The organism is Streptomyces sp. SS7, assembly GCF_037993025.1.
GTDB lineage: Bacteria > Actinomycetota > Actinomycetes > Streptomycetales > Streptomycetaceae > Streptomyces.
Genome location: NZ_CP141223.1, coordinates 4,454,903 through 4,468,317 on the forward strand (window position 1 = coordinate 4,454,903; position 13,415 = coordinate 4,468,317).

General features: G+C 71.9%; 8 protein-coding genes and 1 tRNA gene. All 9 read right to left on the bottom strand.

The annotated features are described in order from the left end of the window. Window positions 1-53 precede the first annotated feature (53 nt). Window positions 54-254, bottom strand: a complete 201-nt coding sequence (locus U5640_RS20560) for a hypothetical protein (protein WP_250335381.1) — start codon at window positions 252-254, stop codon at window positions 54-56. Then, on the bottom strand, window positions 251-1,657 hold the full coding sequence (locus U5640_RS20565; protein WP_340377234.1) for a hypothetical protein: 1,407 nt from the start codon (window positions 1,655-1,657) through the stop codon (window positions 251-253). Before U5640_RS20565 ends, U5640_RS20560 begins: the two co-directional genes overlap by 4 nt. A gap of 108 nt (window positions 1,658-1,765) precedes the next feature. Continuing rightward, window positions 1,766-2,587, bottom strand: coding sequence for a hypothetical protein (locus U5640_RS20570; RefSeq protein WP_340377235.1), 822 nt, complete (start codon window positions 2,585-2,587; stop codon window positions 1,766-1,768). A 321-nt stretch (window positions 2,588-2,908) separates the two neighbouring features. Beyond that, window positions 2,909-2,982, bottom strand: a tRNA-Thr gene (locus tag U5640_RS20575). Between the two features lie 107 nt (window positions 2,983-3,089). Next, a complete protein-coding gene (locus U5640_RS20580) occupies window positions 3,090-4,694 on the bottom strand; it encodes an alpha/beta hydrolase (protein WP_340377236.1) in 1,605 nt (534 codons plus the stop codon). 135 nt (window positions 4,695-4,829) lie between these two features. Continuing rightward, window positions 4,830-6,035 carry a DNA polymerase III subunit delta' gene (locus U5640_RS20585; protein ID WP_340377237.1) on the bottom strand — a complete coding sequence of 402 codons (1,206 nt, stop codon included), beginning with the start codon at window positions 6,033-6,035 and terminating at the stop codon, window positions 4,830-4,832. 156 nt (window positions 6,036-6,191) lie between these two features. Next, the gene (gene tmk, locus U5640_RS20590; RefSeq protein WP_340377238.1) at window positions 6,192-9,605 is read right to left on the bottom strand and encodes a dTMP kinase; all 3,414 of its coding nucleotides are present in this window, start codon (window positions 9,603-9,605) and stop codon (window positions 6,192-6,194) included. A 179-nt stretch (window positions 9,606-9,784) separates the two neighbouring features. Then, complete coding sequence (topA, locus tag U5640_RS20595; protein ID WP_340377239.1) at window positions 9,785-12,658, bottom strand: type I DNA topoisomerase; 2,874 nt, start codon at window positions 12,656-12,658, stop codon at window positions 9,785-9,787. A 305-nt stretch (window positions 12,659-12,963) separates the two neighbouring features. Next, entirely contained in the window at window positions 12,964-13,161 is a 198-nt protein-coding gene (locus U5640_RS20600) for a hypothetical protein (RefSeq protein ID WP_340377240.1), read from the bottom strand. Window positions 13,162-13,415: the final 254 nt, after the last annotated feature.

The window sequence follows — 13,415 nt, forward strand, 5'->3', positions numbered from 1 at the left end:
ATCGACATGGCACGCTCGATGGTGCTTGTGGGAGAGCTCGCCGCCGGACAGGCTCAGCCGATGACCGACTGGGCGAACAGGACACCGCCGGCGAACGCGCCGCCTCCGGCGAGCACGGCCGTCGGCCACGGGCTCCCCGACAGCCCGGTCAGGACCGCCGCCCCGACACCGGCCAGAACGCCTACTACAAGGACCACGGCGGCGCGCACGCTCAGCAGCGCCTGCGGTTCACCTCGTTCGCCGAGGCTGCTCACTGTCCCTCCCCCATCTCAAGGGTTTTGCGGCGCAGGACTTCGTTGCCGAGCCGGCGCAGCTTGCGTCGCACCCGGATACCGTCCTCAGGTTGCGCTCCGATCAGTAGCGGGGCCTCCAGCCAGGTGACGGTCGAATCCTCCGCCCAAACCCGGGAGACATCGCGCTCCTTCGGCTTCAGCTGCCTCGTGGCGTAGCGGACGTGCGGGTTGTCGAACTGATCAGGCCATGCCACGGCCCTGTTCAGCACGGCCGTTTCCGGGCCGGGTGCCAGGTCCTGGGGGACGAAGTCGCCCAGATACTGGATGCGTTGGCCTCGGAGGGTGCGGTCTCGTTCCAGACCTACGCCCGTACTGGCGTATGCGCGCATGGCCTTGTGCAGAGCAGCCGGGTCAGATGGGTCTGCGGCATCGATCAGCCCCTCCAGGATCGCTAGCGCCAGGGCTTGGCAGCGTTCGTCCAGCCGGTCGGTCAGCTTCAGCTCGTTCCTGATGAACGTACGCAGCGGCAGGGAGTCACCCGTGGCGTACGCAGTCAGCGCTCTCTTCGCCCAGCGCACCAGGCGGTAGCCCCTGGCTTCGTCGAGGATGACAGCCGCCCACTTCAGGGCGTCGCGCATCAGAAAGGGAACTTCCCAGTCCGCGAGGCTCGCACGAACCACCGCGCTGAGACGACTGGTGATGCCGAAGGCGGCCACGGTCTCCTGGACGGAACTGATCAGGGGCGCGATATCCAGCCTCATCCATGGGGCCGCCGCGATCCTTGCCTGGACGTCCAGGAGGGGCTGGCTGATGCTGCGGGCGTACTGCGCGAGCAGATGCTCGGTGTGCGCGACAGGAACGAGGGTTTCCAGGACGGCCCGCGGAACGAGTGGCGGCTGGAGCACCGAAGCGGCGAGATCCGCGAGGCCGCGCTGGACCGCGACAGTGCGGGTGTCGATGGCCGGGAACCTCATCTGGCTGGCAAGGCTCGCGACGGAGGTGACCGTGCCAGTGAGAATGGTCGCGGACTTTACGGCAGGGACGATGGCTGGCTGCGGCAGAACGACGGTGGAAGTGAGCTGCGCCGCGATCTCAGACACCCGAGATGCCGTCGCGACGACTGCTGCGGGAGCAGTGGCCACGGCCCGTACAGAGTCCATCGTCTGAGCGAGCTGTGCCGCGATATCTGCGTATGGCCGGCAGATCGCTGTCGCGGCTTCCACCGCTGCGGCAGCTGTCGAGTGCACCTGACGCAGGGAGGCGATCACCTCGGCCGCGTCAACTACGGCCGACTTGGCTGGCTCATCCGTGACGAGCACCAGTGCCTTGCTGGTGCTGCCCTCCAGCGCGGAGGCCTTCTGCGGACTGGGCTCCGCAGCCTCGCCCCCCGCCGGGGCGGCGTCAGAGGAAGCGGTGAGGGACATCTGTGCTCCTTGCCTTTTGACAACTCTCTGCCTAAAGGCAATGGCGCTGGTCTCAAGCGACAAAGATTCCGGCACCAGGTGAAGTGATGTACATCACTTACCGTCTGGTTAGACAGGTCGCTCGACCACCGTCAGCAACGCGGCGGCAATGCTGATCAACGCCTTCGCCTCGTCCGCGCTGTACTTGAATGCCGAGGTGACGGCATCCGCGTGTACCGATCCGCTCGCCTGGTCCTCGACGACCGAGCGGATCGCCGCCCACCGCTCGTCCTTTCCGCGCAGGCGGCTGTCCTTGTTGAGCGGCCACGTCCAACCGCTGTGGAGCCTGATCCACTCAAGGGTTCGGCGAGCGTCCAGGATCGCACCGTCGATGTCGTCGTCGAGGAGCCGACGCTGCGCGGACCGCAGGTGCTGCGCCGGCTCGGCCCGCGGGTCGTCCTCCAATGGAAAGGGCACCCTCATCTCGAAGGCGACCGACGGGCCGAGAGCGTTGATCTGGTCGATCCAGCGACTCCTGGCAACGCTGAAGTGCAGCACTTCCGTCGTGCTACCGGGGTATCCGGTCGCCTGGGGCAGCGTGCCTGTCACCTCCAGCTCCATGCGCAGGTCTCCGTCGCGGGCCTCGTTGATCGCGTGGAGCTGTGCGGCGGTGAGCAGGAACTTGAGGGTGCGGCGCTCGATGCCGATCTCGGGCGTGAACGGCAGCATCTCCGTTACTCGGCCGAGGAGCGTTCGCTGGTACGACCCACGTATGCCGTAGAGGTCAGCTTGAAGCGCCAGGAACCTGCCGACCTCCTGAGCGGGTGGGGCCTTGACCTCCAACCCCAACTGCAAGCAGATCGTGCCCATGCCCCTGAGAAGCTGGACGCTCTCCGCCTGGACACCGAGGGTGAAGTCCCCGACTCCGCCATCGAAACGCATAACGTTCACGACCGGGCTCCTCCGTACTAATGCCTCCAGCCGATTCTTCACCAGTAGCCGTCTCGGCTCCCTCGATTTATGGGAACCCCCCAACAGCACTGCTTCCGGCAACCCGTCGTACCAGGCCCGGCAGCCCCATCGCCTCTGGCATGTCAGTCCGGTTCTCGTACACCGGCTCGTCCACCGCTCTGCACGCTCGCTGCACGCTTGTCCACCGGTTGTCCACCGGAGCCCCCAAGCAGCGACCCTCGGGCCCGTCAGACGCAGCGAGACTCGTTCACGGAAAGTAAAAGGACCAGGTCAGATAGGGTCTGACCTGGTCCTAAAAAGAGCCGCCTTCGGGATTCGAACCCGAGACCTACGCATTACGAGTGCGTTGCTCTGGCCATCTGAGCTAAGGCGGCGCGCCGTCCGGACCATGGTGCGGTCGGCAACGTCGGTAAGTCTACACAGTTTCCGGGGGTGCTCCGCACCACCCCCGGAGGGGGGCGTTCCGGGGGCGGGGCAGGGGCTATGAGCAGCGCTTTCCCCGGGACGGGGGCGTTCCGTCGAGGAGGTAGGTGTCGATCGTGGAGTCGATGCAGGCGCTGCCGCGGCCGTATGCGGTGTGGCCGTCGCCGACGTAGGTGAGGAGGCGGGCGGAGGAGAGCTGGCGGGCCAGGGACTTCGCCCAGCGGTAGGGGGTGGCGGGGTCCCGGGTCGTGCCGACGACGACGATCGGGGCGGCGCCCTTCGCCGTGATGCGGTGCGGTCGGCCCGTGGGCCGCACCGGCCAGTACGTGCAGTTCAGGGAGGCCCAGGCGAGGCCCTCGCCGAAGACCGGGGAGGCCTTCTCGAACGCCGGCAGGGCCTGCTCGGCCTGCTCGGGCGTGGCGAAGGCGGCCGGGAGGTCGAGGCAGTTCACGGCCGCGTTGGCGGACATCAGGTTCGAGTACCGGCCGTCGGGGTCGCGCTGGTAGTAGCTGTCGGACAGCGCGAGCAGGCCCGCGCCGTCCCGGTCCTCGATCGCCGCGGTCAGCGCGGCGCGCAGCTGCTCCCAGCTGCTCTCGTCGTACATCGCCGCGATCACCCCGGTCGTCGCGAGCGCCTCGCCGAGCCTTCGGCCGTCGGGGTCTCCGGTGGGGAGGGGGCGCCGGTCCAGCGCGCCGAAGAACGCCTTCAGGCGCGGCCCGATCTCGTTCTCCTCGCGGCCGAGCGGGCAGTCCGTGCGCCGGGCGCAGTCCTTGGCGAAGGACCGGAACGCCGTCTCGAAGCCCGCCGTCTGCTCCAGGTTCAGCTCACGGGCGGACAACGAGGGGTCCAGCGCGCCGTCCAGGACCAGCCGTCCCACCCGGTCCGGGAACAGCCCCGCGTAGGTCGCCCCGAGGAACGTGCCGTACGACGCCCCCACGTACGTCAGCCGCCGGTCCCCCAGGGCCGCCCGCAGGATGTCCATGTCACGGGCCGCCTCGACGGTGGAGACATGGCGCAGCAGCCGGGCAGCGTGCGCGCCGCAGGCCTCGGCGAACCCCCGGTACGCCTCGACCAGCCCGTCCGTCTCCCGCCGGTCGTCAGGAGTCGTGTCCGTCTGCGTGTACGCGTCCATGCGGCGCCCGTCGAGGCACTCCACGGGCTCGCTGCGGCCCACGCCCCGGGGATCGACGGCGACCAGGTCGTACCGGGCGCGGACCGGGGCCGGGTAGCCGACACCGGCGTACGACTGGAGGTAGCCGACCGCCGAGCCGCCCGGTCCGCCCGGGTTCACGAGGAGCGATCCGAGCCGCTTCGCGGGGTCCGTCGCCCTCGTCCGGGACACGGCGAGCCGGACGTCCCCGGCGCCCGGGTGGGCGTAGTCCAGCGGCGCCCTCATCGTGGCGCACTGGAAGCCGGGGGCGCCGCAGGACCGCCAGGACAGCTTCTGCCGGTAGTACGGTGCGAGCACCGACGGTGTGGCCTTCGGCAGCGCCGCCAGTTCCGCCCGAGCCGCGGAGCCTGCGGTGGTCGCCGAGCCGCCGGAGGCGCACGCGGACAGGGCGAGCAGGGCGGCGAGGGGGAGGACGGACAGGGCGCGGAGGGCGATGCCGGTGCGGGTCCTGCGGGGAGTACGGGGCCTGCGGGGACAGCTCCTGAGGTGCATCCCGCGAGCCTAACTCTGCGCTATGGATCGAGTGCTTTCCGTGCGCGAACAGCCACGGACGAGGTACACCGTCAATCACCGGCCGACGTTCACCCGGGCCGCCGCCGCCCCGCTTCTTGGCCCCCCTGGCCGTCGTCAGCCCGCTCTCAGTGCCATCGTCATCGCCTCCACCGCCAGCAGCGGCGCCACATTGCGGTCGAGGGCCTCCCGGCACGCGCCGATGGCCTCGATCCGGCGCAGGGTGGACTCCGGGGTGGTCCCGCGGGCGAGCCGCTCCAGGGTGTCCTCGGCGTCCGCGTTGGCGATGGCGACCCGGGAGCCGAGCTGGATCGCGAGGACGTCCCGGTAGAAGGCGGTGAGGTCGGTCAGCGCGAGATCGAGGCTGTCGCGCTGGGTGCGGGTGCGCCGGCGCTTCTGCTTGTCCTCCAGGTCCTTCATCACCCCCGCCGTACCGCGCGGCATCCGGCCGCCCTGGGCCGCGCCCAGCGCCGCCTTCAGCTCCTCGGTCTCCTTGCCGTCCCTCTCCTCCGCGAGCACCTTGGCGTCCTCCGCCGCCGCGTCCACCAGCTCCTGGGCGGCCTTCAGACAACCCCCGACGTCCTCGATCCGCAGCGGCAGCTTCAGCACCGCCGCGCGGCGCTCCCGCGCGGCCGGGTCGGTGGCCAGGCGGCGGGCCCGGTCCACGTGACCCTGGGTGGCGCGGGCGACCGCGGCGGCCACCCCCGGCTCGATGCCCTCGCGCCGGACGAGCATGTCGGCGACGGCGTCGACGGACGGCGTCCGCAGGTTCAGGTGGCGGCAGCGGGAGCGAATGGTGGGCAGCACGTCCTCCAGGGAGGGCGCGCACAGCAGCCACACCGTCCGGGGAGCGGGCTCCTCCACCGCCTTGAGCACGGCGTTCGCCGACTTCTCGTTGAGCCGCTCGGCGTCCTCGACGAGGATGACCTGCCAGCGGCCGGTGGCCGGTGAGGTGTAGGACTTGCGGACGGTGTCCCGCATGTCCTCGGCGAGGATCTGGGCGCCGACGGCGGCGACGGTCGTGACATCGGCGTGGGTGCCGATCAGCGCCGTGTGGCAGCCGTCGCAGAAGCCGCAGCCGGGGGCGCCGCCGAGCGCGCGGTCGGGGCTCACGCACTGCAACGCGGCGGCGAACGCGCGCGCCACCTGGGTCCGGCCGGCCCCCGGCGGGCCCGTGAACAGCCAGGCGTGGGTCATCTTCGAGGCCTCGGGCGGCGGGGCCTGGGAGACGGCCGCGGTGACGGACGCGTCGGCGTCCCGGGCGGCAGCGGTCAACTGCTCGCTCACCCTCTCCTGCCCGACGAGGTCGTCCCACACGCTCATGGGTCACGCCGCCCTTCCGTCACGTCCGCTGCCGGTCTCCATTGTGCGGGCCCCCACTGACAACGGGGGCCACCGGCCCAAACGGCCAGGTGACCCCCGTGACGCTCAGTCCCGCGTCCGGCCCAGTCCCGCGTCCGGCCCAGTCCCGCGTCCGGCTCAGCGCCGTCGGCCGCGGCCCCGGCCGCCGTCCCGGTCCTCGTCGAACCCGTCGTCGTCGCGGTGCGGGCCCAGCAGCTCGTCGGCGAGGGACGGCAGGTCGTCCAGCGGTGTCTCCTCTGCCCAGTCCGGCCGGGGGCGCTGACGGGGCGCGCCCGCCTCGTCGACCTGGGGCAGCTCGCGCGTCCGGCTCTCGGAGCCGTCGGGCCCGGCGCCCTCCCGCTCGTCCCGGAAGAACCCGGACGGCATCCGGTCCGCGAGAGCGTCCTGCCGTACCGGAGGCAGTACGGCCGTCTCGTCCGCCGCGCCCCGGTCGTCGCGCACCGGCGGAAGCACCGCGGTCTCGTCCGTGGCGCCGGGGGCGTCCTGGCGTACCGGAGGCAGTACGGCCGTCTCGTCCGCCGCGCCGGCGGGCGGGGCCGAGGGCTGGGGCAGCTCGGCCGTCACCTCGGCGTCAAAGGGGTTCCCGGCCGGCCGCGTCGGCTCCGGGTCCTTGTCCATGCGGATCCGGGGCAGCGGAGTGGTGTCCTCCATCGGCCGCCTGTCCGCGACCGGCCGCTTGCTCATGTCCGGCCGCTTGCTCATGTCCGCCTTCTTGCCCATCGGCACCCGCGGCGGGACAGCCGACTCCTCCGTCGGCGCGGCCGAGGTGTCGGGAGAGGTGTCCGTCGAGGTGTCGGGCGCGACCACCGGCGTCGGCACGGTCGCCGCGTCCGGGGCGGCCGGCGGCCTGGACCGGGGGCCGAACTGGGCCGCCGCCGCGGCCTGCTCCGCCGCGCGCCGCGCCTCCTCGGCCCGCAGCAGCGCCTCCTCCGCCTTGCGCTGCTTCTCCAGCCGCGCCGCCTCGGCCTTGCGCAGCTCTTCCTGGCGGACCGCCTCGGCCTCGGCGCGCCGACGGGCCTCCTCCTCGGCCAGCTTGCGCTGCCGCTCCTCCTCGGCCCTGCGCCGTTCCTCCTCCACCTTGCGGCGGGCCTCGGCCTCGGCGCGGGCCTTCTCCTCGGCGAGGAGCCGCTGACGCTCCTCCTCCGCACGCCTGCGTGCCTCCTCGGCGCGCAGCCGGGCCTCCTCGGCCTGGCGCTCGGCCTCACGGCGCTGCGCCTCCTCCAGCTCGCGCCGCTTGCGCTCCTCCTCCTCGGCGCGCAGCTTGGCGAGCTGCTCCTGGCGCTCCCGCTCCAGGCGCTCCTCCTCGGCCTTGCGGGCGGCCTCCTCCTCGGCCTTGCGGCGGGCCTCCTCCTCGGCCTTCCGCCGCGCCTCCTCCTGGGCCTTGATCTCGGCCTCGGACAGCGGCAGCATCCGGTCGAGCCGGTGGCGTACGACGGTGGTGACGGCCTCGGGCTCCTGGCCCGCGTCGACCACGAGGTAGCGGCCGGGGTCGGCGGCGGCCAGGGTGAGGAAGCCGGAGCGCACGCGCGCGTGGAACTCGGCGGGCTCCGACTCCAGCCGGTCCGGTGCCTCCGTGAAGCGCTCGCGGGCGGTCTCCGGGGAGACGTCCAGCAGGACCGTCAGATGCGGCACCAGGCCGTTGGTCGCCCAGCGCGAGATACGGGCGATCTCGGTCGGGGACAGATCGCGGCCGGCGCCCTGGTAGGCGACGGACGAGTCGATGTACCGGTCGCTGATCACGACGGCGCCTCGCTCCAGGGCGGGCCGCACGACGGTGTCGACGTGCTCCGCGCGGTCCGCCGCATACAGCAGGGCCTCCGCGCGGTGGGACAGGCCGGCGCTGGACACGTCGAGGAGGATCGAGCGCAGCCGCTTGCCGACGGGCGTGGCGCCCGGTTCGCGGGTGAGGACGACCTCGTGGCCCTTGGCCCTGATCCAGTCGGCGAGCGCCTCGGCCTGGGTGGACTTGCCGGCGCCGTCGCCACCCTCCAGGGCGATGAAGAAGCCGTGCGCGGCGGGGGCCTCGGCCGGGTCGTCGCCGCCGAGCAGCGCGTCACGCAGGTCGAGGCGGAGCGGGACGCCCGAGCGGTCGTCGATCTTGGCCAGCACCAGCACGGCGACGGGCAGCAGCAGCGCGCCGACGAGCATCAGGGTGAACGCGGCGCCGCCGTGCGCGAACACGAACCTGCCGTTCTCCAGCCGGTGCGGTCCGATCAGCGCCGCGAGCAGCGGAGCGCCCACCGCGGCGAGCGCCACGCAGACCCGCACCACCGCGTGCAGGTGTTCCGTCGCGCGGGTCCGGCGGCTGTCCTCGGTCTCCTGGTCGAGCAGCGCGTGCCCGGTGTTCGCCGCGACGCCCGCGGAGACCCCGGCCAGCCCGGTGATCAGCAGCACGCTGGTGACGTCGGGGACGAGTCCGGCGGCGAGCAGGGCCAGGCCGGTGACGGCGATCGCCAGCGCGAGAAGGCGGCGGCGCGACAGCGCGACCAGCACCTTGGGTGCCGTACGGATGCCGAGGGCGACTCCGCCGGTCAGGGCGAGCACCAGGAGTCCGTAGAGCACGGGGCCGCCGCCCAGGTCCTTGGCGTGCAGCACGGCGACGGCCGCGGCGGCGGCGACGGCACCGGCGACGGCCGCGCAGGCGAGGACCAGCAGCGGGACGACGCCCGTGCGTCCCTTGTCGACGCCCGCGGCCGTCTTCGGGCGGCGCAGCCCCTCCAGCGGCGACCGCGCGCGCGGGGTGCGCACCGAGGGCAGTTCCAGGAAGACCACGACCGACAGGGACCCGGCGAAGAGTCCTCCGGCGACATAGGAGGCGAGGGCCGCCTGGTGCTCGGCGAACCACTCGATCCCGACGCCCAGGAGATTGTTGAACAATGCGGCGACGACCAGGGTGGCGGCGCCCAGGGGGATCGCCAGGAAGCCCGTGCGCAGCGACAGCCGGCGCAGGGCGTCCAGGTGGTCCGGCAGCGGCCGTACCGTCGCGCCCTCGAGCGGCGGGGCGGGCAGCAGGGCGGGGGCCGCGCTCTCCCGGGCGACCGTCCAGAAGCGCTCGGCGACACCGGTGACGAACGCGGTGACGAGCAGCAGGGCCGGCGCGTCGTCCGGTGTCCAGTCGATCCACAGCGGCGCGACGAGCAGCAGCGCGGCGCGCAGCCCGTCCGCGCCGACCATGGTCCAGCGGCGGTCGAGCGGGCCCTCGGGTGAGGTGAGCGAGGTCAGCGGGCCCAGCAGGACGGCGCCGAAGAGCAGGGTGGCCAGAATGCGTACGGCGAACACGGTCGCCACCGCGAACGCCACACCCCGGTAGCCGCCCCCGAACGAGCCCTCGGCGATGGCCGCCTGGAGGACGAGGAGGACGAACACGAGGAGTGCGAGCGCGTCGGCGACACCACCCACCAACTGCGCACTCCACAGCCGCTTCAGCTGGGGCTCACGCAACAGGGCGCGCACGGCGCGCTCGCGGGAATCCGCCACCAGGGCGTCGTCCGGTGCCGGGGGGAGGGCCGTTGGCTGCTCGGCTCGCGTCATGCTTTCAGCCTATCGGCAGCGACTGACAGCCCGGGGCGTCCGGCCTGGTGTACGACCACCCCGACACCAAAGTGATGCCGGGGCGTTCGCTTCGTGAAGCCGCTGTGGGGAAACCGTGGCCGGAGCCGACCTGTTCGGTCCGACCGACCGACCGTCCGGCCGACGGTCCGTCAGCCGGGTCAGTCCTCCGACGTCGCCGTCGTCGTCCGCGAGGCCGTCGTCTTCTTCGCGGCCGTGGCCGTCGCCTTCTTCGCGGCGGCCGTCGTGGTCTTCTTCGCCGCGGTCTTCTTGGCGGCCGTCTTCTTCGCCGGAGCCGCCTTCTTGGCCGCGGTCGTGGTCTTCTTCGCGGGGGCCTTCTTCGCCGTCTTCTTGGCGGGCCCCTTGGCGCGCTTCTCGGCGAGCAGCTCGAAGCCGCGCTCCGGGGTGATCGTCTCGACGCTGTCGCCGGAGCGCAGGGTCGCGTTGGTCTCCCCGTCGGTGACGTACGCCCCGAAACGACCGTCCTTGATGACGACCGGCTTCTTGCTGACCGGGTCCTCGCCCAGCTCCTTCAGCGGCGGCTTGGCGGCGGCCCGGCCGCGCTGCTTGGGCTGGGCGTAGATCGCCAGCGCCTCTTCGAGGGTGATCGTGAAGAGCTGGTCCTCGGTCTGCAGCGACCGCGAGTCCGTGCCCTTCTTCAGGTACGGGCCGTAGCGACCGTTCTGCGCGGTGATCTCCTGGCCCTCGGCGTCCGCGCCGACCACGCGCGGCAGCGACATCAGGCGCAGGGCGTCCTCGAGCGTCACCGTGTCCAGGGACATCGACTTGAACAGCGAGGCGGTACGCGGCTTGACGGCGTTCTTGCCGGTCTTCGGGGTGCCCTCGGGGAGCACCTCGGTGACGTACGGACCGTAGCGGCCGGCCTTGGCGACGATCTCGTGGCCGGTGGCGGGGTCGGTGCCCAGCTCGAAGTCGCCGCTCGGCTTGGCGAGCAGTTCCTCGGCCAGCTCGACGGAGAGCTCGTCGGGGGCGAGGTCCTCGGGGATGTCGGCGCGCTGGTGGCCTTCGCTGTCCTTCTCGCCGCGCTCGATGTACGGCCCGAAGCGGCCGACCCGCAGCACGATGCCGTTGCCCACGGGGAACGACGACACCTCGCGCGCGTCGATCGCGCCCAGGTCGGTCACCAGCTCCTTGAGGCCGCCGAGGTGGTCCCCGTCGCCGTTGCCGGCGTCGGCCGCGCCGCCCTCGGCGCCCGCGGGGATGCCGCTGTCGGGCGCGGTCTCGCCGAAATAGAAGCGCTTGAGCCACGGCACGGACTGGGCCTCGCCGCGCGCGATGCGGTCGAGGTCGTCCTCCATCTTGGCGGTGAAGTCGTAGTCGACGAGCCGCCCGAAGTGCTTCTCCAGGAGGTTGACCACGGCGAAGGACAGGAAGGACGGGACGAGCGCCGTGCCCTTCTTGAACACATAGCCGCGGTCGAGGATCGTGCCGATGATCGAGGCGTACGTCGACGGGCGGCCGATCTCGCGCTCTTCGAGCTCCTTGACCAGGCTGGCCTCGGTGTAGCGGGCCGGGGGCTTGGTGGCGTGCCCGTCGACCGTGATCTCCTCGGCGCTCAGCGGGTCGCCCTCGGCGACCTGGGGCAGCCGGCGCTCGCGGTCGTCGAGCTCGGCGTTCGGGTCGTCGGCGCCCTCGACGTAGGCCTTCAGGAAGCCGTGGAAGGTGATCGTCTTGCCGGAGGCGCTGAATTCGACGTCCCGGCCGTCGGCGGCGGTGCCACCGATCCGCACGGTCACGCTGTTGCCGGTCGCGTCCTTCATCTGGGAGGCGACGGTCCGCTTCCAGATCAGCTCGTAGAGCTTGAACTGGTCACCGGTGAGCCCGGTCTCGGCGGGGGTGCGGAAACGGTCACCCGAGGGGCGGATCGCCTCGTGCGCCTCCTGCGCGTTCTTGACCTTGCCGGCGTACGTGCGCGGCTGGGCCGGCAGGTAGTCGGCGCCGTACAGCTGCGTGACCTGCGCGCGGGCGGCGGTCACGGCGGTGTCGCTCAGCGTCGTGGAGTCCGTACGCATGTACGTGATGTAGCCGTTCTCGTACAGCTTCTGCGCGACCTGCATGGTGGCCTTGGCGCCGAAGCCGAGCTTGCGGCTGGCCTCCTGCTGGAGCGTCGTCGTACGGAACGGGGCGTACGGCGAGCGGCGGTACGGCTTGGACTCGACGGACCGGACGGAGAACCGGGTGTTCTCCAGCGCGGCGGCGAGCGCGCGGGCGTTCGCCTCGTCGAGGTGGAGGGTGTTCTCGCTCTTGATCCGGCCGAGGGAGTCGAAGTCACGGCCCTGTGCGACCCGCCGGCCCTCGACGGTCAGCAGCCGGGCGACCAGCGACGACGGGTCGGACGGGTCCCCGGCGCGGCCGGTGCCGAAGGTGCCGGTCAGGTCCCAGTACTCGGCCGAGCGGAACGCGATGCGCTCGCGCTCGCGCTGGACGACGAGCCGGGTCGCGACGGACTGGACCCGGCCGGCCGACAGGCGCGGCATGACCTTCTTCCACAGGACCGGCGAGACCTCGTAGCCGTAGAGGCGGTCGAGGATGCGGCGGGTCTCCTGGGCGTCGACGAGCTTCTGGTTGAGCTGGCGCGGGTTGGCGACGGCGGCCCGGATCGCGTCCTTGGTGATCTCGTGGAAGACCATCCGCTTGACCGGGATCTTCGGCTTGAGGACCTCCTGGAGGTGCCAGGCGATCGCCTCGCCCTCCCGGTCCTCATCGGTGGCGAGGAAGAGCTCGTCGGACTCCTTGAGCAGGTCCTTGAGCTTCTTGACCTGGGCGCGCTTGTCGGCGTTCACCACGTAGATGGGCTGGAAGTCGTGCTCGACGTCCACGCCGAGGCGGCGGACCTCACCGGTGTACGACTCCGGCACCTCCGCGGCGCCGTTCGGAAGGTCGCGGATGTGCCCGACGCTGGCCTCGACGATGTAACCGGGGCCGAGGTAACCCTTGATCGTCTTCGCCTTGGCAGGCGACTCGACGATGACGAGTCGGCGGCCGCCCTTCGCGGTCTCGCTGGTCGGGGACAACTTCGCTCTTCTCTCCGGTCGACGGGTGTGGGGCCTCCCCAGGCCTTGCTCCCGGGGTCGGGTCATGGTGACGCTGCGGAGTGTGACGGTACATCCCGCCCCCGTGTCAAACGGGAAAAGCCCACAACGGCCACTCGAACGGTAACCCGACTACCGCCATTCCTGCCGCCCGGAGTGCCGACCGGTCCTTTTCCGCCGTAGCGGAACGTGTCCTCTCCTTTACCCGTGGGCCACCTGCCTGCCCTGCTCGCGCGGTGCGCACGGGGGTCGGAACGGGATCCTCGGCGCCGGACCCGGACCGGGGTTCAGAGGCGGGTGAGGCACCACGTTCCGGCGGCCAGGGCGAGGAGCGCGGCGAGGGTCGTGAGGGCCGCCGATGCGACGGGGCTCACACCGTGGGCGACGGGCTCGCGATGCCGTACCCGGACAGCGGTCCACACCAGCAGTGCGGCTCCGAACAGGGCGAACACCATCCCCGCGAAGATCGCCGGCCCGCTCTCCATGATCGCCCCGCCTCTTTTCCGCCACACGCGCGTGCATCGCCCCCCGGAGGCTGACACGCGCGGGCGGCGCCCGGACGAACCCGAGGTGAACGGAAGCCCTCCGGACGGGGGCGACGGGCCACCACCGGGGCGCACGGCCGACCGCCCCGACGCGCTCCCCCGTCTTGTTGCCGGCGGCCCCGGACTGCGACGGGGCTCACACCGCATCCGAGGCGGGCATGTTCTTGTCACTCTTTTTGCCGAGCCCCGCTGCC